At 65.7% G+C, this 18,159-nt stretch carries 12 protein-coding genes; 5 read left to right on the top strand and 7 right to left on the bottom strand.

Annotation, left to right across the window (positions count from 1 at the left end; translation table 11 throughout):
* Window positions 1-1,557: a DHA2 family efflux MFS transporter permease subunit gene (locus ACQKOE_RS09605; RefSeq protein WP_427512587.1), complete on the top strand. Its 1,557-nt coding sequence runs from the start codon at window positions 1-3 to the stop codon at window positions 1,555-1,557.
* Between the two features lie 161 nt (window positions 1,558-1,718).
* Here the strand turns inward: ACQKOE_RS09605 and ACQKOE_RS09600 are convergent, their stop codons facing one another.
* Genes ACQKOE_RS09600 through ACQKOE_RS09590 form a run of 3 tightly spaced genes read right to left on the bottom strand, consistent with a single transcriptional unit; the run spans window position 1,719 to window position 3,270 of the window.
* Complete coding sequence (locus ACQKOE_RS09600) at window positions 1,719-2,243, bottom strand: phage tail protein (RefSeq protein WP_427512586.1); 525 nt, start codon at window positions 2,241-2,243, stop codon at window positions 1,719-1,721.
* 15 nt (window positions 2,244-2,258) lie between these two features.
* Window positions 2,259-2,762, bottom strand: a complete 504-nt coding sequence (locus tag ACQKOE_RS09595) for a phage tail protein (RefSeq protein ID WP_427512585.1) — start codon at window positions 2,760-2,762, stop codon at window positions 2,259-2,261.
* Between the two features lie 10 nt (window positions 2,763-2,772).
* A complete protein-coding gene (locus ACQKOE_RS09590; RefSeq protein ID WP_427512584.1) occupies window positions 2,773-3,270 on the bottom strand; it encodes a phage tail protein in 498 nt (165 codons plus the stop codon).
* A gap of 132 nt (window positions 3,271-3,402) precedes the next feature.
* On the opposite strand from ACQKOE_RS09590, the gene ACQKOE_RS09585 reads away from it, so the two are divergent.
* The gene (locus tag ACQKOE_RS09585) at window positions 3,403-3,912 is read left to right on the top strand and encodes a GNAT family N-acetyltransferase (protein WP_427512583.1); all 510 of its coding nucleotides are present in this window, start codon (window positions 3,403-3,405) and stop codon (window positions 3,910-3,912) included.
* On the opposite strand, the gene ACQKOE_RS09580 is transcribed toward ACQKOE_RS09585, so the two are convergent.
* Together ACQKOE_RS09580 and ACQKOE_RS09575 are read right to left on the bottom strand one after the other, a co-directional pair.
* The gene (locus tag ACQKOE_RS09580; protein ID WP_427512582.1) at window positions 3,905-4,201 is read right to left on the bottom strand and encodes a DUF6916 family protein; all 297 of its coding nucleotides are present in this window, start codon (window positions 4,199-4,201) and stop codon (window positions 3,905-3,907) included. The genes ACQKOE_RS09585 and ACQKOE_RS09580 overlap by 8 nt on opposite strands.
* A gap of 24 nt (window positions 4,202-4,225) precedes the next feature.
* Window positions 4,226-10,813 (bottom strand): Ig-like domain-containing protein, encoded by a 6,588-nt coding sequence (locus tag ACQKOE_RS09575; RefSeq protein ID WP_427512581.1) that lies wholly within the window; start codon window positions 10,811-10,813, stop codon window positions 4,226-4,228.
* Window positions 10,814-11,095: 282 nt separating this feature from the next.
* On the opposite strand from ACQKOE_RS09575, the gene ACQKOE_RS09570 reads away from it, so the two are divergent.
* Genes ACQKOE_RS09570 through ACQKOE_RS09560 form a run of 3 tightly spaced genes read left to right on the top strand, consistent with a single transcriptional unit; the run spans window position 11,096 to window position 15,275 of the window.
* A complete protein-coding gene (locus ACQKOE_RS09570) occupies window positions 11,096-12,370 on the top strand; it encodes a TolC family protein (protein ID WP_427512580.1) in 1,275 nt (424 codons plus the stop codon).
* Complete coding sequence (locus ACQKOE_RS09565; protein ID WP_427512579.1) at window positions 12,367-14,130, top strand: ATP-binding cassette domain-containing protein; 1,764 nt, start codon at window positions 12,367-12,369, stop codon at window positions 14,128-14,130. Before ACQKOE_RS09570 ends, ACQKOE_RS09565 begins: the two co-directional genes overlap by 4 nt.
* Window positions 14,127-15,275, top strand: a complete 1,149-nt coding sequence (locus tag ACQKOE_RS09560) for an HlyD family type I secretion periplasmic adaptor subunit (RefSeq protein ID WP_427512578.1) — start codon at window positions 14,127-14,129, stop codon at window positions 15,273-15,275. Before ACQKOE_RS09565 ends, ACQKOE_RS09560 begins: the two co-directional genes overlap by 4 nt.
* 25 nt (window positions 15,276-15,300) lie before the next feature.
* Here the strand turns inward: ACQKOE_RS09560 and ACQKOE_RS09555 are convergent, their stop codons facing one another.
* Together ACQKOE_RS09555 and ACQKOE_RS09550 are read right to left on the bottom strand one after the other, a co-directional pair.
* Window positions 15,301-16,716: an alginate export family protein gene (locus ACQKOE_RS09555; protein ID WP_427512577.1), complete on the bottom strand. Its 1,416-nt coding sequence runs from the start codon at window positions 16,714-16,716 to the stop codon at window positions 15,301-15,303.
* 137 nt (window positions 16,717-16,853) lie between these two features.
* Window positions 16,854-18,155: an MFS transporter gene (locus tag ACQKOE_RS09550; RefSeq protein ID WP_427512576.1), complete on the bottom strand. Its 1,302-nt coding sequence runs from the start codon at window positions 18,153-18,155 to the stop codon at window positions 16,854-16,856.
* Between the last annotated feature and the right edge of the window lie 4 nt (window positions 18,156-18,159).

The following is an 18,159-nucleotide window of genomic DNA, read 5'->3' as shown; positions in this document are numbered from 1 at the left end:
ATGGCAAGGTCCGGCCAGACTATTGACGGCAGCGCAGCATCGACGCCGGTGCCGCTGACCGGGCTCGCCCTGTTCCTGGCCGCCTTTGCGCTGGCCCTGTGCAATTTCATCGTCGTTCTGGATATCACGATTGCCAACGTTTCGGTGCCGCATATTTCCGGCGGGCTGGCCGTGTCGCCCAGCCAGGGACTGTGGGTGCTGACCTCCTACGCCGTGGCCGAAGCGATCACCGTGCCGCTGACCGGCTGGCTGGCCGCACGCTTCGGGACGGTTCGTACCCTGATCCTGTGCGTCGCGGGCTTTGGCTTGTCGTCGTTCCTGTGCGGAATTTCTCCCAGTATCGAACTGCTGGTGCTGAGCCGTGTTTTGCAGGGGCTTTCCGGCGGCCCGATCATGCCCTTGACCCAGGCGATGCTGACCCGCATCTTTCCGCCGGAAAAGGTGCCGATGGCGATGGGTCTGTGGGCCACCACCACGATTGCCGCGCCGATCTTTGGCCCGATCCTGGGCGGCTGGATCAGCGACAACTGGAGCTGGCACTGGATATTCTTCATCAATCTGCCGGTTATCGCCTTCTGCCTGCTGACCTTTGTGCGCAGCCTGGGCCGCTATGAAACCGGGATCGCCCGCCCCCCGCTCGACAAGACCGGCCTGTTCCTGCTGATCGTCTGGGTCAGCGCTTTCCAGATCATGCTGGAAACCGGGCGCGAGCATGACTGGTTCAACTCCGGCACCGTCGTGGCAATGGCGATCGTGGCTGCCATCGGATTTGCCGCTTTCGTGATCTGGGAGTGGTATGAACCGCATCCGGTGGTCGACATCCGGTTGCTGCGCGACCGGACGCTGGCGGCATCCACTCTGGCCATGTCGCTGGGCTATGGCGCCTTCTTTGCCTCGGTCGTGCTGGTGCCGCTGTGGATGCAGCAAGCGCTGGGCTACAATGCGACCAATGCGGGGCTGGTGACGGGGTTTCAGGGGGTTCTGGCAATCCTTGTCGCGCCTCTGGCCGCTGGACTGCTGAACCGGGTCGATGTGCGCCTGACCGTCAGCCTTGGGATGTTGTGGCTTGGCCTGACCACGCTATTGCGGCTGGCCTGGAATACGGAATCAACCTTCTGGTCGCTGGCCCTCCCGCAGCTGTTGCAGGGGCTGGGCATGCCGTTCTTCTTTGTTGGCCTGTCGGCTCTGTCGATCGCCGCCGTGCGGACTGACCAGGTCGCTTCCGCTGCCGGGATCGTCACGTTCAGCCGAACGGTAGCGGGCGCAGTGGCGACTGCGACGGCATCAACCTTGTGGATCAACAATGCGCGGGCGCAGAGGGCAGAATTCGTTCAGGGAATGAATGATGCCAGCGGCGCGGCTGCAGCCATGCAGGGCGCCGGACTGACCCCGGGGCAAAGCTACTCCGCACTGGAAGGCATTGTCGAAATCCAGGCCCTGACCGGCGCGGCGCATTACGTCTTTGCGCTCAGCTTTGCCATTTTCCTGATCGCGATCCTGTCCGTCTGGCTTGCCCCCCGCCCTGACAAGGCACTGAGCCCCGGAGAGGCGCATTAACCGCAACTGGCGCATTTGCTCGAACGCTCTCTGCCGGAAAAGAGAGGTTGGTCAGATGCGGTTTCACTCCGAGGGCGGGACGACAGCGTCCGGCACCCCGATGAAATGGCGGTCCGCATCCATGGCAAGCGCTTGCACATGTGAGGCGCCCTGGGGTCAGATCAAGGGCGTGCCGGGAAAATCCCTCGCAGGGCAATGATGAAGTTGAGCGCCAGGTAGGGCATCATGTTGTTGTGCGGTTGGTCGGCCCCTGCGACTTGCGCGGCTTGCGGAGCGAAGACGGCGGCGTTGCTGTCGACCGGGGCATAGGCGGAGCCACCCCCGCTGCGGGCGATGGATGCACCCTCGCTGGCCACGGCTGCGCTGGCGGGAAAGCCGGCCGCCTGGACCGTATGGGTGTGGCCTGGCATTTCGGCCTGGATCAGTGTGACACTGGGTGACCCGCCCTGCTCGCCGCGGTTCCTTGGGCTCAGGCCCGGCCCGTGCCCGCTGCCGATCGCTGCCGACCCCTGAAGATTGGGAAGCGCAAAGGTCGACTGGCCATTGCCGCCATAGGTATTGCCTAGCAAGGAGAACAGCGCCGTGTTCTGCGAGATCGGCAGGATCTGTCCGTTGCAGAAAGCCCAGCCGGTCGGGGCGAAGTTGAACCCGACGATCCGGATTTCGGCGACAAATGGATCAGACATCGCAGGCAGTCCTTATCAGGTAGGGGACGGATAGAGCCCGTAAAGAGAGATGATGTAAGTAATGCAGAGGAAGGGCTGCATGTTGTCATGCGGCTGGGAGCCACCGGTGAAGCGCATTGCCTCTGGCGCGAGCGGCGCGCTCGCCGTGGCGGCGCGATAGAGCGAGACGCTCGATCCCGAAGCCAGCACTGCGCCAGAGGCAGAGGCCTGGCTGCCCGTCGCCGTGGATGCCTGCAAGGGATGGGTATGCGCCGGCATCTGCTCGGTCGACAAGGTCACCGTTTCGACACCGCCGGACTGACCCATGCCATAGTTGGGCCCCTGGTGAACCGGAAAGCGCGAGCGCAGGTCAGGCAGTGCAAAGGTCGATCGACCGTCCCCGCCGTAGGTTGTGCCGATCACTTGAAACAGGGTCTCGTTCTCTTCAATGGACATGAGCGTGCCATCGCAGAGCGCCCAGCCAACCGGGGCAAAATTGCCTGCAAAGATTCTGATTTCGCCGACATAGGGCTGGGCCATGGGTGCCTCTTCAGTTGGGCGAGGGGAAAATGCCCTGAAGGGCGATGATGTAGTTGACGACCAGGTAGGGGGAGCGGTTCTCGTGCGGCTGATTTCCGCCGATTCCCACAACGACCGAATTGGCCAGCGAAACCAGGCTGGCGGGCGCGCCATAGCCATTGTTGTAGGAACCGAGCAGGTTGCCGTTGGGCACCGCCTGGCTGGCGTCGGTGGCCGTGCCCAGCACGCTATGGCTGTGGGCCGGCATTTCCGCGACGGTCAGCGTGTGAAATTCTTCGCCGGCGGCTTCCCCCATGGAACGACCGTCGCCGAAATGGATCGGGACCCTGCCGCGCAGGTTGGGGAGCCCGAAATTGGTGCGGCCATCACCGCCGTACGTTGTCCCCAGCAGGGAGAACAGAGCCTGGTTCTGGTTGATCGGCAGCATCTGCCCGTCGCACAGGGCCCAGCCCTTTGGTGCAATACTGAAACCCGCCAGCCTGATTTCGCCCAAGAACGGCTCTGCCATGCGACCTCTCCCCGATACCAGCGGAGCTTATGCGACAACCGCTTGTTTATCCAGCGGAATATTCGCCTAAATTATTGAGACGAAAAGGTTCTTGGCGCAAACTGCCCATCGTTGTTGAACTGGACCGGTCCCGTGCATTTCCCGCTAGATGCTGCATTGCCCTTTGCGATCGTGTTGCGGCCCGTGACGGAAGATGACCTGCCGTTCCTGGAGGCGCTTTACGCCTCGACCCGCGCCGAGGAGGTGGCGGCGACAGGCTGGCCGGTGGAGATGCAGCGGCAATTCCTGCACCAGCAGCACGCCGCGCAACATGCCCATTACCAGGCGCATTTTGGCCACGCCGCTTGGCGAATCCTGGAACAGGCCGGGCAGCCGATCGGGCGGCTCTATTGGGACGAGAAGGCGGACGATCTGCACATCATCGACATCGCGCTGGTTCCTTCCATGCGGGGCACCGGCCTGGGCGGAGCCTTGCTGCGCGACCTGGCCTCGCACGCAGCGCGGTCCGGCAAGGGCCTGACCGTCTTCGTTGAGCAGCAGAATCCGGCGCGCAGGCTCTACCAGCGGCTTGGGTTCGAGCCGGTCGAGAACCACGGCATCTACGAATTCATGCGCCGCGCAGCGGGCGCCCCGATCAGTTGAAGATCGCTTCGTAAAGCGTGCCGGAAGCGTCCTGGGCAATCGGGACGAGGAAAATTTCGCCCGCAAAGCCGGGTGCTTCCAGGCGGTAGATGGCCTGGGGGTAGACCGGGTCGCGCGGGCCGCGAAAGGCCAGGCGGAATGCGCCGCCGGGGCGGGCGGAGCGGGAGAACTGCTCCGCCGCCTCCAGAACCAGATCGCAGGTTCCCCCCTCTACTTTCATGGTAAAGCGCGCGCCTTCCCGTTCCGCGAAGTCGGCCCAGGACAGGCCTGCTGCTTCCCCCGTGATCATTCCGCTCCCTTTCCCGTTTCGCGCTTAAAGGACGCGGGCGTCGGCCAGCGCCAGTTCGAGCGGGTCCTGCTGGATCTGCACGCCGATGGCGTCGAAGCTTGAGACAAAGTTGCGGTCCGTAAGCGTGATGCTGGGGCGTCCACCGCCGCTGGAACCGAATAGGGTGTCGAGATCGAAGCCACCCGCAGCCAGCCGTTCGATGTAGCCGCCTGCTTCACCGACCAGCTCAACCGGAAGGGCAAGGGTATGAGCGCTGCTTTGGCCCGCACTCGTTGCGAGAGGTGCGGGCAGGTGCCGCTCGCCGGGGGCCAGGAAGCCGTGCATCAGTCCGTCGTCCGCGCCGTCGTAGCGGTCGTCCAGCCCGGCAACGTGGCCGAGCTCGTGCGCCAGTGCGGTGAGCAGGTCGAGCCCGCCGGCTGCCGCGCTGCCCGCCGGGGCGGTCAGGCCGTCGCGGCCTGCGCCGAATTCCTCGCTGGCCCGGGGGGTTGAATCGATGAACCAGCCCAGCCCGGCCCCGTCGGCGTCGATCAGGACGCCGTCCGCCGTGGTCTGGCCCAGGAACCCGCCGTATAGGTTGGCCACGCCCAGTTCGATGGCCCGCATGGCCGCGATCTGCGCTTCGCTTGCCCCGGCGTCGACCCAGAGCTGGATCGCCGCTTCGCGCAGGCTCTCCAGCGCTGCTTCGGTGGCCTGGGTCCCCTGGCCGCTGGGGGTAAAGCCCGCTGCCACCATCAACGGCGTGGGCAGGACAAAGCCGCTGCCGCTGGCGAAAGTCCCGGTCTGCGCGCTGGTGAATGCGGTCGGGAACGTGGCTCCGGCCATGGAAATGACATTGCCTTTGGTGCCGGTCAGGTATGCCAGCAGGTTGGCATCGGAATAGGGGCCGTTGAAGCCGGGCAGGTAGAACTGCGAGGCATTCGCCATGTCGTCAAAGGAAATGCCGCCGCCGAAGGCGGATACGGCTCCAGCCATGGTGATCGTATTGTTGGCGATATCCAGGCCCATAAGTCCATCGTCGTTCGTCACGTTGCCGCCTATTTGGGCGTAGATACCGGCGAAGCCCGCATCGCCCAGTTCGGCAATGGTGTTGTTGCGGATGGTGGCTTCCAGCCGCGCCGTGCCGCTACCGTCAGCCGCGCCGTTGGAACGCAGGAAGATCCCGTTGCCATCGATGTCGCGCATCGTGTTGCCCTCGATCCGGACGGCGTGGGTCAGATCGCCCGGACCGGACAGCTTTTCGACCCGCACCGCGATCCCGTCGCCGCTGTTGTTCGCGCCGGTATTGGCCTGGGCCTGATCAAACGTGCCATTGGCCGTGCCGATCGTGTTGCCGAAGATGACACCGGACATGCGGCCAACCGGACCGATCGCACTGGCCAGGATCACCGTGCCCTCTGCCCCGCGGAAGGTGTTGCCCTGGACGTTGTAAGTCACGTTCGGCCCCGAACCCGTGCCCGCCGAAAGCCCCAGCGTAATGCCGCCGCCACCCGACACCACATCAGGGTGCAAGTTGATGAAGTTGCTGTTGCGGATCGTGACGTTCTGGGTCGCGCCCTCGCGCGCGTCGGTCTGGACCAGGTCGCCGCGGCTGCCGGTGAAATCGACGCCATCGACCAGCAAGGTAATGTTCGAGGCCCCCGAGCCGAGCACCAGGATACCGTCATTGCCGGTCAGGGTGCCATTGCGGCCAATGACGGCCTGGTTGACGGCACTGTCGCGCACGGTCATGTTGAGCGCGCCTGTGTCGTTGTCGATGCGGATGACGTCCTCGTGCCCGTCGGACAAGTTGTTGCCCTCGAACAGAGCCGTGCCGGTCAGGTTGGTGAAGCGGATCACGCCTTCATCGTCCGCCGCGCTATCCCCGAACCCGCCATCGTCCGCATCGCCCCCGTTGAACACGGAATCGCGCAGGGTGAAGTTGTTCACGTTCACGCCGCGAATGCCGAAATTCCCGAAATTGCCGGTGAAGTTCATGTTCGACAGGGCGATGTTCCTGGTATTCTCGATGTAGATCCCGATCCCGCTATCGGCCGAAAGGCTCGCTCCGGTGTCGATGCTGTTGATCGTGCCGCCCGATCCGGCGGTGGTCCCGCTGCCGGTGATGTTGAAGCCGCCCGAACCAGCATTGCGGAGGAAGATTCCGGTCGTGCTCGCGCCGTCGGCGATGCCCACCGACTGGAAGTTGACGCCGCCGGTCGCGATCGAAACGCCGTCGATATGCACCGCGCGCCCGGAACCGGTGCTGACGGAATTGCCGGTTCCGGAAAGCGAGACCGTGCCGCCGCCACCTGCGACGAAGAAGCCGCTTCCGGTCGTCGTCGTAATGTCGAGCCCGCTTCCGGTCGGGTTGAAGGCCACGGCGCCCGTGTTGTTGGTCAGCGAGATTGCAGTCGATGCGCCGCTGTTGATCGAGATCTGCCCGCTGAAGTTGATCGCGCCAGCGTTGCCGTCGGCCACGATGCCTTCTCCGGCGGTTTCGGTAATGTTCCCGCTGAACGTGACGACCCCGCCGTTGCGGTCCTGGATTTCAACCGCAGCGCCGCCCGCATTCTGGATCGCGCCGCCATAGGTGATCGTGGCATTGCCGCCGGAATTGGGGGTGCCGCCGCCCGCCGCGCCGATCAGGAATCCTTGGTTGGCTGCCCCCTGGATGGTCCCGGCGTTCGCCGTGAAGCTGCCCGACACGCCCTGGAGGTGTACCCCTTCGCTGGCCGAACCGGTGGAGGACAGGGTGTTGAACTGCACGGCCAGGGTGCCGCCCTGGTCAATGTCCACCGCCTTGCCCTGGCCGGTGGAGGAAACGCCGGCGATGGTCAGGTTGCCGACCGAGCCGTTGCCATCCTGGAAAGCGACCGTGGCATTGTCGGTCCCGTTGAAGCTCAGCCCGCGGATTTCGTTCCCCGTGCTCAGCGTGACGCCATAGGCGCTGTGGTTGATCGTCGGGTTGGAGGTGGAACCGCCGCCGATCTGGATGCCGTTGACGGTGAACTCATGCCCGTCGCCAAACAGCTTCTGATCGGCCTCCAGCGTGATCCCGCCGACATAGTTGACGTCGGTATTGGCGACGAAGATCGTGTTTCCAGCGCCGTCCACGTCGTCATTGGTGGTGCCGTCGCCGGTGACGCCGTTCAGCTGGGTGAGCTGGGTAAAGGGCCGCTGGAACGAACCGTCGGGTGCGCCATTGGCTCCGGCATAGGAATTGTCGACATACCAGACCAGGCCGCTGACAGTCAGGTTCACCGTTCCAGTGTCGGTTCCGCCATCGGGATCGCTGACCGTATAGGTAAAGCTGGCCGCGCCCTGGAACCCGGTGGTGGGAGTGAACGTAAAGGTGCCGTCGCCGTTGTTGACGACAGTGCCGTTGGTGCCGGCCGAAACGCCGGTAATGGTCAGGCCCGAGGCCAGTCCGTCGGGATCGGTGTCATTGCCCAGCAACTGCGCGGCAGTGAAGGTGATGGGCGTGTTACCGGTCATGGTGAAGGCGTCGTCGCCCGCAATCGGAACCTCGTTGCGCCCCTCGATAGCGACGTTCACCGTGCCCGTGTCGGACAGCGATCCATCGCTCACCGTGTATTGGAAGCTGTCGGCACCGATCTGGCCGGGACGCAGCGATTCGAACGCGCCGTTGGGATTGTAGACGTAGCTGCCGTTCGCCTGAACCGTGACCAGCGCGCCGGAAGGCAGCAGGATCGGCGTTCCCACCGATGCAGGCTGTCCGTTGATCGAAACGACCGTCAACGAGGTGCTGTCGATGTCGAAATCGTTGCCGAGCAGCCCGGGCGCGGCGCCGGTGACTGGCGCATCCTCATTGGTCTGCAAGCCGTCGTCACTGGCCTGGGGGGCATCGTTGACCGCGTTCACGGTAAGGTTGACCGTGACCGGCGCGGCAGAGACCGAAGCGTCGTTGGGACGATAGGTGAAACTGTCCGTGCCGTTGTAATTGGCGTTGGGGGTATAGACGAAGCTGCCATTGGCGTTGAGGGTCAGCGATCCATGCGCCGGACCGGTCAGCAGCACGGCCGTAAGCGGGTCATTGTCGACGTCGCTGTCATTGGCAAGAACGCCCGCTGCCGCCGCAATGGTCAGGGTCTGGTCTTCGTTCAGCGTATAGCTGTCGTTCAGGCCGACCGGTACGTCGTTGACCGGATTCACTGTGATCGTCACCATCGTGAATGCGCCATTCGACGACCCGTCATAGGCGCGATAAAGGAAGGTGTCGGTGCCATGGAAGTTGGCGTTTGGCGTGTAGATAAAACTGCCGTTGGCATTCAGGCTCAGCGAGCCGTTTGCCGGTCCGGAGACGATAAACGCGGTCATCGGGTCGAATTCGGGATCGATGTCGTTCGCCAGTACGCCTGTGGCAGCGCCGATGTTCAACACGCCGTCTTCGTTCACCGAGTAACTGTCGACCACAGAGCGGGGAGCGTCGTTGACCGGACTGACCGTGATATTGACCGTCACCGGGTCGCCGGCCACCGTCCCGTCATGGGGGCGATAGGTGAACGAGTCCGGACCGTTGAAGTCCGGATTGGGTGTGTAGGAAAAGGTGCCGTCGGCATTCAGCGTCAGCGATCCGTGCTGAGGGCCGGTTTCCAGCACGGCAGTAAGGGTGTCGTTGTCGGGATCGCTGTCATTGCCCAGCACGCCCCCTCGCATGATAGCCAGGGTTTGATCCTCGTTGATGGTATAGCTGTCAGCCGCGCCGGTCGGCGCCGCGTTGACGTTCCGGACCACCAGAGTGACCGTTGTGACGGCGCCCGAATCCGTGGCGTCGTTCGCGCGATAGGTGAAGCTGTCGGTCCCGTAGAAGTCTGGATTGGGTGAGTAGGTAAAGCTGCCGTCCGGGTTGAAGCTCAACACGCCGTTGCTGGTTGACGAAACCAGGGCGGCAGTGAAGGTCGGGCTATCCGGATCGGTATCATTTCCCAGCACCCCCGGCGCCGGCGCGACGAACATGGTGTTTTCGTCCAGCGTGTACGTGTCCGGCGCCGAAACCGGCGCGTCGTTGACCGCCGTTACCGTGATCGTCACCGTGACAGGGGCGCTGTTGGCGGTTCCGTCGTTGGCTACGTAAGTAAAGCTGTCCGTGCCGCTGAAGTTGGCATTGGGTGTGTAGACGAAGGTGCCGGTCTGGGGATTGAGCACGACCGTACCATTCTGCGGCGCGCCGACGATGCTGGCGGTCAGGTTGTCCCCGTCGATATCCGTATCGTTGACCAGCAGCGAGCCATTCACGGCCGTATCCTCAAGCGTGACGAAGCTCTCGGCAGTGCCAACTGGCGCGTCGTTGGCCCCCGTCACGACGATGGTCAGCGTCGATGTCGCCGTGCCGCCCTTGCCATCGCTGACCGTATAGCTGGCCACCACGTTGCGTATCTCGCCCGCAGCAAGGTCCTGGTAGGCGGCGACCGATGGGTCAAAGCTGTAGCTGCCGTTCGCATTCAGCGTCAGCCCGGCGACCGGCGCGACCAGCGCATAGGTCAGGGTATCGCCGTCGAGGTCGCTGTCATTGGTGGCGACCGTTCCGGTGACCGGCGCGGCATCCTCGGTTGCGGCGGCGCTGTCCACTGCCGCGGCGGGCGCGTCGTTCGTTCCGGTCACGGTGATGGTCAGGGTCGATGTCGCGGTTCCGCCATTGCCGTCGCTGACGGTATAGGTGGCGACAACGCTGCGCGTCTGCCCGACCGCCAGGTCCTGATAAGCCGCGTTCGACGGATCGAAGCTGTAGCTGCCGTTGGCATTCAGCGTCAGCCCCGCGACCGGGGCGCTGAGGGCGTAGGTCAGCGTGTCGCCTTCGGCATCGCGGTCATTGCTGGCGACCGTGCCGGTTACGGCGGCGGCGTCTTCAGTGGCGGCCGCCGTGTCGGCAGTCGCCACCGGGGCATCGTTGGTGCCCGTCACGGTGATGGTCAGCGTCGAGGAAGCAGAGCCGCCCTTGCCATCGCTGACGGTGTAATTGGCCACCACGGTGCGGGTCTGCCCGCTGCGCAGGTCCTGGTAGGCCGCGTTCGCCGGGTCGAAGCGGTAAGTGCCGTCGGGGTTCAGGGTCAGGCCGGCGACCGGGCTGCCGAGCGAATAGGTCAGCGGATTGCCGTCGGGATCGCTGTCATTGCCCGCGACGCTTCCGGTGACTGCCGCGCCGTCTTCGGTAGCCGAGGTGGTGTCGGCCTGGGCCACAGGCGCCACGTTCGGCTTGCTGCCGCCGCCAAGGGCAACGGCGCCGATCAGGCCGCCGCCCGCGATCGCGCCAAGGGTAATCAGGCCGCCGCCGCCCTCGCCGCCGTTGCCGCCCGGATTGTCAACTTTACCCAACGCGCGGCTTGCGCGATCGCCTTCATCGGCGCTCGGTGCCGGTCCGGACTGGCCATCGCCAGACGCTCCTTCACCCTGCGCATCGCTGCCCGACTTGCGGGGGCCCTTTCCGGAGCGCTGGTTATCCTCTTCCTCTTCGCCGAGGCGGTTCTTCTTCTTGGTGAAGGTTGCCGGTTGCCCGCCGGAAGGCGGCTGGATGCTTTCGGGCTGGACCTGCGGGACAAGTCCCGGCGTCTCCGGATTGAGCGAAGTTGCAGCGGTTACTTCTGACGAACCGCGTACGACGTCAAACTTCTCCATGGTATTTCTCCCGCCGATCCCGCCCGGCTGACAAAAGGCATATGTGCCGACTTGTACGCCGGGAATTTCAATCAACAAGATGGAAAAGCGTTTTTATTCAATGGCATTGCGTAATTGTTCTGCCATAAGAGCTACCGGGCATTAACCGGTGCCCGTCGCAACGCTTTCCAGGCGGGAAGGCGCGATTGTGCGGCAATTGGGGTCGAAAGCGTGGTTGGGGCGAAGAGGCATTCTGCACCTGGCGGATCGTGCCGGCGATTGTCGGCGCTGGGCGCGGCCTTTGTGCTGGCAGTCCTTTCCGCTCCGCAGGCGTGGGCACAGGAAGGAAACAAGTCCTTTGGTCCACCGGCTCCGGCGGCTGGAGCCGCAGCGGCCGAACTTGCCGCGCCGCCCGGAATTGACGAGACGCTCGCCCAAGCGGCCCGCGCGATGATGGCGACTTTCCCCTCGCTGGAAGCGGCGCGGCGCAACCTGCGGGCCGCCGGGTATGAAACCGATGCGGCACACTGGCTGCGCTTCCCACGGATCACCGCCTCGATCGAGACCCGCAACGACAGTTTCGATCTGCGGCCCGACATCCTGGTCTTTCAGCCGCTCTGGTCCGGGGGGCGGATTTCCGCTGCGGGAGAGCGCAGCCGCGCGGCGCGGGACGTGGCGACGGCGACCTATGGCGAAGTGTCCTTCGCGCTGCTGGAGCGGCTGGCGCTTACCTATTACGAGATCGGGCGCACCGCGCGGCTGGTCGCGATCTATGAAGACAGCGTGGCCGAGCATCGCCGCCTGGTGGAATCGATGGAGCGGCGCGTCCAGCAGGAAGTCAGCCCGCGCACCGATCTGGAACTCGCCCTGACCCGGACCGCGCAGGCCGAGCAGGAACTGGCCATGCTGCGCACCCAGCTGGCCATTGCCCGCCGCCGCTTTACCGAACTGTCGGGCCTGGATGCCGCCGCCCTGGCGCCGCCGGTCTACGATCCGGTCGCTCACCATGCGGTCAGCGAGGCGATGATCGACCAGGCTGGCGCCTGCAATCCGACCTTCCGGCGCTTCACCGCGCTGGTTTCGCTGGCCGAGGCGGACCGCAAGGCCAGCCGGGCCAAGATCATGCCCGAAGTCGGCGCGCAATATGTGCGCGACCGGTTCGGCGGGGACCAGGTCGGGCTGGCGGTACGCGCCCAGACCGATGGCGGGCTATCCGCCTTTGCCCTGGCCGAAGCAGCGGCAGCGCGGCGCGATGCCAGCCAGTTCGATGCTTTGACTGCCCAGCGCCAACTGCGCGAAGCGGTTGCCCTGTCCTTGATCGAGAACAGCAATGCCCGGGCGCGGATCGAAAGCAGCGCGCGCTCGGCCGATGCCTCACTCAACGTGGCCCGTTCGTTCCTGCGCCAGTTCGTTGCCGGTCGGCGGACCTGGCTCGACGTGATGAATTCGGTGCGCGAAGCAGTCGCCGCCCGTTCGGCCCTGATCGAGGCGGAGACGAGCGCCATGTCCTCCTCCGCGCTGATCCACTTGCGCGCCTGCGCCTGGCTGCCGGGCGATCCGGAAGGGAGCGCACAATGACCGGGTTCGTGTCCGACCAGGCCGCCGGCAGCAGCGCGCTGGCGATCATCCGCGCGGCGCTGTGGCAGCGCCGGGGCCTGTTTGTTTCCGCGGTGGTGGCGACGGTCACGGTCAACCTGCTGGCGCTCGGCAGCTCGCTTTATTCGATGCAGGTCTATGACCGGGTGATCCCGCGTTCGGGCTTTGATACGCTGTGGGTCCTCACTGTCGGCGTGATCGTCGCGCTCCTGCTCGATTTTGCGCTGCGCACTGCGCGGGCGCTGCTGATCGAGCGCGAGGCGGCGCGGATCGATGCCGAGGTTTCGCAAGTCTTCTTTGACCGGATGCTGGGCGTCAGGCTGGATGCCCGCCCCGGCGGTGTCGGCACCATCGCGGCCCAGCTGCGCGGGTGGGAGCAGATCCGGGCGCTGTTTTCCTCGGCCTCGATCTTCCTGCTGGCGGACCTGCCCTTTGCAGTCATCTTCATCCTGGCCATTGCCTGGCTGGGCGGGGTGATTGCGCTGGTGCCGCTGCTGGCCCTGCCGCTGGCGCTGGGGCTGGCCTTTCTGTTCGCCCGGCTGATCCGCGCCGATGCCGAGCGCGCGCAGCTCAACGGCAACCGCCGCAACGGCCTGCTGGTCGAGGCAGTCGATGCCGGCGAAGCGATCAAGGCGGCCAACGCCCGCGCCGAGCTTGAGGGGCGCTGGCACCGCCTCAACGCCGAACTGATCGGGCATGAAGAACCGATCAAGCGCTGGTCGTCGCTGGCGACGTCGGTCTTTGCCGCCTTGCAGCAGCTGACCTATATCCTGATCGTGGCCTGGGGCGCGGTCCAGGTGGCGGACCGGGCCATGACCATGGGCGCGCTGATTGCCTGCACGATCCTGGCCGGACGGGTGAACGGCCCGCTGATCACGCAGCTGCCGGGCTTCCTGATCCAGTGGAGCTATTCCCGCTCGGCGCTGCGCGCGCTCGACGCGATGCTCGCCCTGCCGCAGGACGCGGGTGGGACAGTGCTGCCGCTGTCACCGGCCCGGATCGAGCCGTCCTTCCGGGTGGAGAACCTGCGCTTCGCCTATCCGGAAGCTGGGGAGGGCGGGCTCGATATAGCCCGGCTCGCCATCGCTCAGGGCGAGCGGGTGGCGCTGATCGGCGGCATCGGGGCGGGCAAGTCGACCCTGCTCAAAGTGCTGGCGGGGCTCTACGCACCCGGTGCCGGATCGGTCAGGATCGGCGGGCTCGACATTCAGCAGATCGCGCCGGACGCGCTGCGCCGCACGGTCGGCTATCTGCCGCAGGATACCCGCCTGCTGGACGGGACACTGCGGGACAATGTCCAGCTTGGCCTGGGCCAGCAGCCGGACGACGCGCTGATCGCCGCGCTGAACGCCGTCGGCCTCGGCGCGATGCTTGCCGCCCACCAGCGCGGCCTGGACCTGCCGATCAGCGAAGGCGGGCGCGGCCTTTCCGGCGGGCAGCGGATGCTCGCCAGCCTGGCGCGGTTGCTGGTGCTCGATCCCGATGTCTGGCTGCTGGACGAGCCGACCGCGAACCTCGACCAGCTATCCGAAGCGCGCGTCCTGGCGGAAATTTCCCGCCGCATCACGCCGCAGCGGACCCTGGTCTTTGCCACCCACCGGCTGCGCAACCTGGCGCTCAGCACGCGGGTTATCGTGATGAACGAGGGCAAGGTCGCGCTCGACGGACCGACCGAGGAGGTCCTGAAAAAGCTGGCGGAGCAGGCGCAGTCAGCCAGACCTGGCGGAGGGACAGTGCCATGAAACGCTGGGGACTTTCCGGCACGATCATTGCCCTTGCCAGCGGGGCGGTGCTGATCTTCCTCGTCTGGACGCATTGGGCCGAACTCGATCAGGTCACCCGCGCCGAAGCGCAAGTGATCCCCAGTGGCCGCACGCAGATCATCCAGAGCGCGGAAGGCGGCGTCATCGCCGAAATCAACGTGCGCGAGGGGCAGCGCGTGCGCAAGGGCGACGTGCTTGTCCGGCTGGATGAAGTGCAATTGCGCGCGGGCGTGGAGGAAAGCGAAGCCGCCGTTGCCGCGCACACCGCCCGCATGGCGCGGATCAAGGCCGAACTATTCGACCGCCCGCTGGTCTTCCCGGCCGGGCTGGAGAGCCATCCCGAATTCGTGGCCAACCAGCGCCAGCTCTACCTGCGCCGGCGCGAGGCCCTGCGCGCCAGTGTCGCCAGCCTGGAAGCCACGGCATCGCTGGCGCAGCAGGAACTGGACCTCAACCGCCCGCTGCTGGCGACTGGGGACGTCAGCCGTTCCGAGATCCTGCGGATGCAACGCGGCATTGCCGATATCCGCGGACAGATCTCGGGCCTGCGCAACGATTACCTGCAGCAATTGCAGGCCGAATATGCCGAGGCCGAGGAACAGCTTTCATCGGCGGAAAAGACCCTCACCCAGCGCCAGTCCGCCCTGCGCAATGCGGTGATGCGCGCGCCCACCGCTGGCGTTGTGGTGGCGGTGTCGGTCAATACGGTGGGCGGCGTGCTCAAGCCGGGCGACACGGTGCTGAGCATCGTGCCCGAGGACGAGGACCTGGTGGTCGAGGCCAAGGTCCTGCCCGCCGACATTGCCTTTGTCCGGGCCGGCCAGAATGCCGAGGTGCGTTTCGACGCCTATGATTCCTCGATCTATGGCACCGGCAAGGGACGCGTGACCTATGTCAGCGCGGACACGCTCAGCGACCAGACCGCGCAGGGGCCGCGCTCTTACTACCGCGTCCGCGTGGCGGTCGATGCCTCTGCCCTGCGGCCGCGCAGCCCCGGCGAAGTGGTCGCCCTGCAGCCGGGGATGACCGCCACGGCTGAAATCATCACCGGCCGTTCCACCGTGTTCGACTATCTGATGAAGCCGATCCTCAAGACTACCTCGCAGGCGTTGCAGGAAAAGTAGCAAGCGCCTGCCGGGGCGGACAGGATCAGAAGCGGAAGGTCAGGTAGGTCGCAGCGTAGCGCAGGTCCTGGCTCGGGGGCAGGTCTTCGGCCACCTTGGTGACGTTGAGGTAAAAGCCCAGGGTGGTGAACGGATTGACCGTATAGCGCGCGGCAATGGTCGCGCGCTTGCCGAAGAAGTGCTGGTCGCTTTCCGCCGCGCGGCGCAGGACCTGGCCGCCCAGCGAATAGACCCCGTCGCCGGTCGAAGTGCGCCACAGCCCCGCAGCAGTGAGGTCGATGGTGAGCTTCTTTGCCGGTTGCAGGCTGAGCATCGGCTGCACCACGGTCATGTTCTGCGCGCCCAGATCGCCGTTGTAGGTCAGCGGGCGGGCAAAGGCGGAGAAATAGGTTCCGGCCTTGCCGTCGGCAGGGTTCTTGTCGCCCGATGCCACGTCCACGCGCAGCGCAAGGCGCGGCTTCCACCCCTGCTGCCACGCATGGGCGAGGGTGGTGGTGACGTACCAGGCGTCAATCTCGCGCTGGCCGAACCGGCCCCACTGGCGGATGCCTTCCAGGTCCAGGCTCCACGCCTTGGCCTTGCCCGCATAGCGCAGCGCAAGGGAGCGGCGCTGGTCGCGCGCGGCGGGGGCGGTGTCGAAGGCCAGGCTGGCGCGGTCGGTGCGCAGGAACAGCGTCTCGACCCGGCCCGTATTCGCGCCCGAGCCGAAGTTGCGGCCCAGGTGCGCGGCGGCCAGGTCAAAATTGTGGTTGGTGCCGTCGTCAAAGCTGCCGACCTTTTCCAGCACGGCATTACCGGCCAGAACGCCGCCGTCCCACCGGCCCGCCTGGACCATGACGCGTGCCACGTCGAACGAGCGGCGGGTGTTCGCGCCTTCGCGCATGTCGAACAGGGTCTGGTTGCCGATGCCGACTTCCTGACGGCCGACGCGCGCCACGATCTTGCCCTTGCCCACCGGCAGGCGCAGTTCGGCAAAGGCCTGGTGGAAGTCCAGCCGGCCCTGCTCGATCGGGGCAATCACCGAATCGAGATCGTTGCTGGTGGCATGTTCCAGATCGACGAACAGGCGCAGCGCACCCGCGACATGGACATCGCCCCACAGGCGGCTGCGCAGCTGGAAATCGCCGCCTTTGTCCTGGGGGCCGCGACCAAAGCGCTCACCCAGCCGCAGTTCGGGCCGCAGCCGCAGCTCGCCGCCCAGGGTGGCATAGCTGTCCCCGGCGATGGGAATGTATTTCAGCCGCGTCCAGGTGTTGGCGTCGCGCTGATCGCGGAACGTCGCATAGTCCTCGTCGTGGTTGATCGGGCGAAAGGCGGGTTGCGGCGCTGGCTTGGCAGCCGGAGCCGCTGGAGCAGCCACGACCGGCGTGGTGGCGGCAGCGGGGGCGGCCTGAGCCTCTAGCGGCAAGGCGGCAAGGGCGGGGGCGAGCAGGACGAACATGGAAGTCTCCGTGGGAATGGCGCAGAGGCAAGGCGCAGCGCGGCGGGCCGGCGGCGGCACCGCGCGCGGTCGCGTTCAAAAGGATGGGTTGGAAAGGGCGGGGAAGGTCCGGCCAGCGCCGACCTTCCCCTTGGTTTTTAGGCTACGGCGAGTTCCGGCCGTGCGGACTGCTGGCGGCTGGCGATGATGAAGACCAGGGTTGCCAGGACTGCAATCACGCCGGGAATGGCGAAGGCGACGAAGTTCATCGCCATCGGCAGCTTGGCCGCCATCAGCAATCCGCCCAGCATCGGGCCGACGATCGCGCCGACCCGGCCCATGCCCGATGCCCAGCCCAGGCCGGTGGAGCGGACCGACAGGTTGTAAAACTCTGCAACCGACGCATAGAGCAGGATTTGCGTACCCGTGGTGCCAGCACCGGCGATGAAGATCAGCAGGTAGAGCACCGGCATCGCGGGGTTCGTGCCCAGCAGGGCAATGCACAGGGCACCCAGCGCGAAATAGGCGATGACCACGCGGGGCAGGCCGAAGCGGTCGGCAATGCGGCCGCCGCAGATCGCGCCGAGCATCCCGCCGAAGTTCAGCGCGAGCAGGAACGACAGGCTGGAGCCCAGGCTGTATCCGGCGCTGCGCATCAGCTGCGGCAGCCACGAACCCAGGGCATAGACCATCAGCAGGCAGCAGAAGAAGCACAGCCACATGGCGAGCGTGCCCAGCGTGCGGTTGTGGCGGAACAGTTCGGCGACCGAGGCGCTGGTGCTGCCCGCGTTCTGGTAAACCAGCTTGCCGGTGGTGGGCGCGTTGCCCGGAACAAGGCGGGTCAGCACGGCGCGGGCCTGCTCTTCGCGGCCGCTGCGGATCAGGAAGCCGACCGATTCGGGCAGGGCGCGCAGCAGCAGCGGCAGCAGGATGAGCGGCGCGGCAGCGGCAAAGAACATGGCGTGCCAGCCAAAGCGCGGCAGCATGAAGATGCCGATCCCGGCGGCGACCATGCCGCCCACGGCATAGCCGCTGAACATGACCGCGACGAGCGTGGAGCGCAGCCGCTTGGGCGCATATTCATTGGTCAGGGCGACGGCATTGGGCATCAGGCCGCCGCAACCCAGGCCCGCCAGGAAGCGGAAGATCCCGAATTCGGTCGGCGTTGCGGCAAAGCCGTTGCAGAAGGTCGAAACGCTGAACAGGCCAAAGCACAGCGCAATGGTGCGCTTGCGCCCGATCCGGTCGCCCAGCGGACCGAACAGCAGGGCGCCGCCCATCATGCCGAACAGGGCCCAGCTCGCCAACGAACCGGCCTGCGGCGCGGTCAGCTGCCATTGCTTCATCAGTTCGGGCAGGACGACGCCGTAAATGAACACGTCGTACCCGTCGACGATGAGCAGAATGGCGCAGATGGCGATGATCATGGTATGGAACGGGCCAACCTTGGCCTCGTCCACTAAT

The organism is Novosphingobium sp. NPDC080210, assembly GCF_050281025.1.
Lineage (GTDB): Bacteria > Pseudomonadota > Alphaproteobacteria > Sphingomonadales > Sphingomonadaceae > Novosphingobium.
Note: the sequence above shows the minus strand (reverse complement) of the source record. Positions and strands in the feature narration are given on the sequence as shown.

Bases quoted from the DNA above. Each gene is read 5' to 3' on its own strand.
- ACQKOE_RS09600 (WP_427512586.1), bottom strand. From the start codon at position 2,243: ATGTCTGATCCATTTGTCGCCGAAATCCGGATCGTCGGGTTCAACTTC.
- ACQKOE_RS09575 (WP_427512581.1), bottom strand. From the start codon at position 10,813: ATGGAGAAGTTTGACGTCGTACGCGGTTCGTCAGAAGTAACCGCTGCA.
- ACQKOE_RS09560 (WP_427512578.1), top strand. From the start codon at position 14,127: ATGAAACGCTGGGGACTTTCCGGCACGATCATTGCCCTTGCCAGCGGG.
- ACQKOE_RS09590 (WP_427512584.1), bottom strand. From the start codon at position 3,270: ATGGCAGAGCCGTTCTTGGGCGAAATCAGGCTGGCGGGTTTCAGTATT.
- ACQKOE_RS09565 (WP_427512579.1), top strand. From the start codon at position 12,367: ATGACCGGGTTCGTGTCCGACCAGGCCGCCGGCAGCAGCGCGCTGGCG.
- ACQKOE_RS09555 (WP_427512577.1), bottom strand. From the start codon at position 16,716: ATGTTCGTCCTGCTCGCCCCCGCCCTTGCCGCCTTGCCGCTAGAGGCT.
- ACQKOE_RS09595 (WP_427512585.1), bottom strand. From the start codon at position 2,762: ATGGCCCAGCCCTATGTCGGCGAAATCAGAATCTTTGCAGGCAATTTT.
- ACQKOE_RS09605 (WP_427512587.1), top strand. From the start codon at position 1: ATGGCAAGGTCCGGCCAGACTATTGACGGCAGCGCAGCATCGACGCCG.
- ACQKOE_RS09580 (WP_427512582.1), bottom strand. From the start codon at position 4,201: ATGATCACGGGGGAAGCAGCAGGCCTGTCCTGGGCCGACTTCGCGGAA.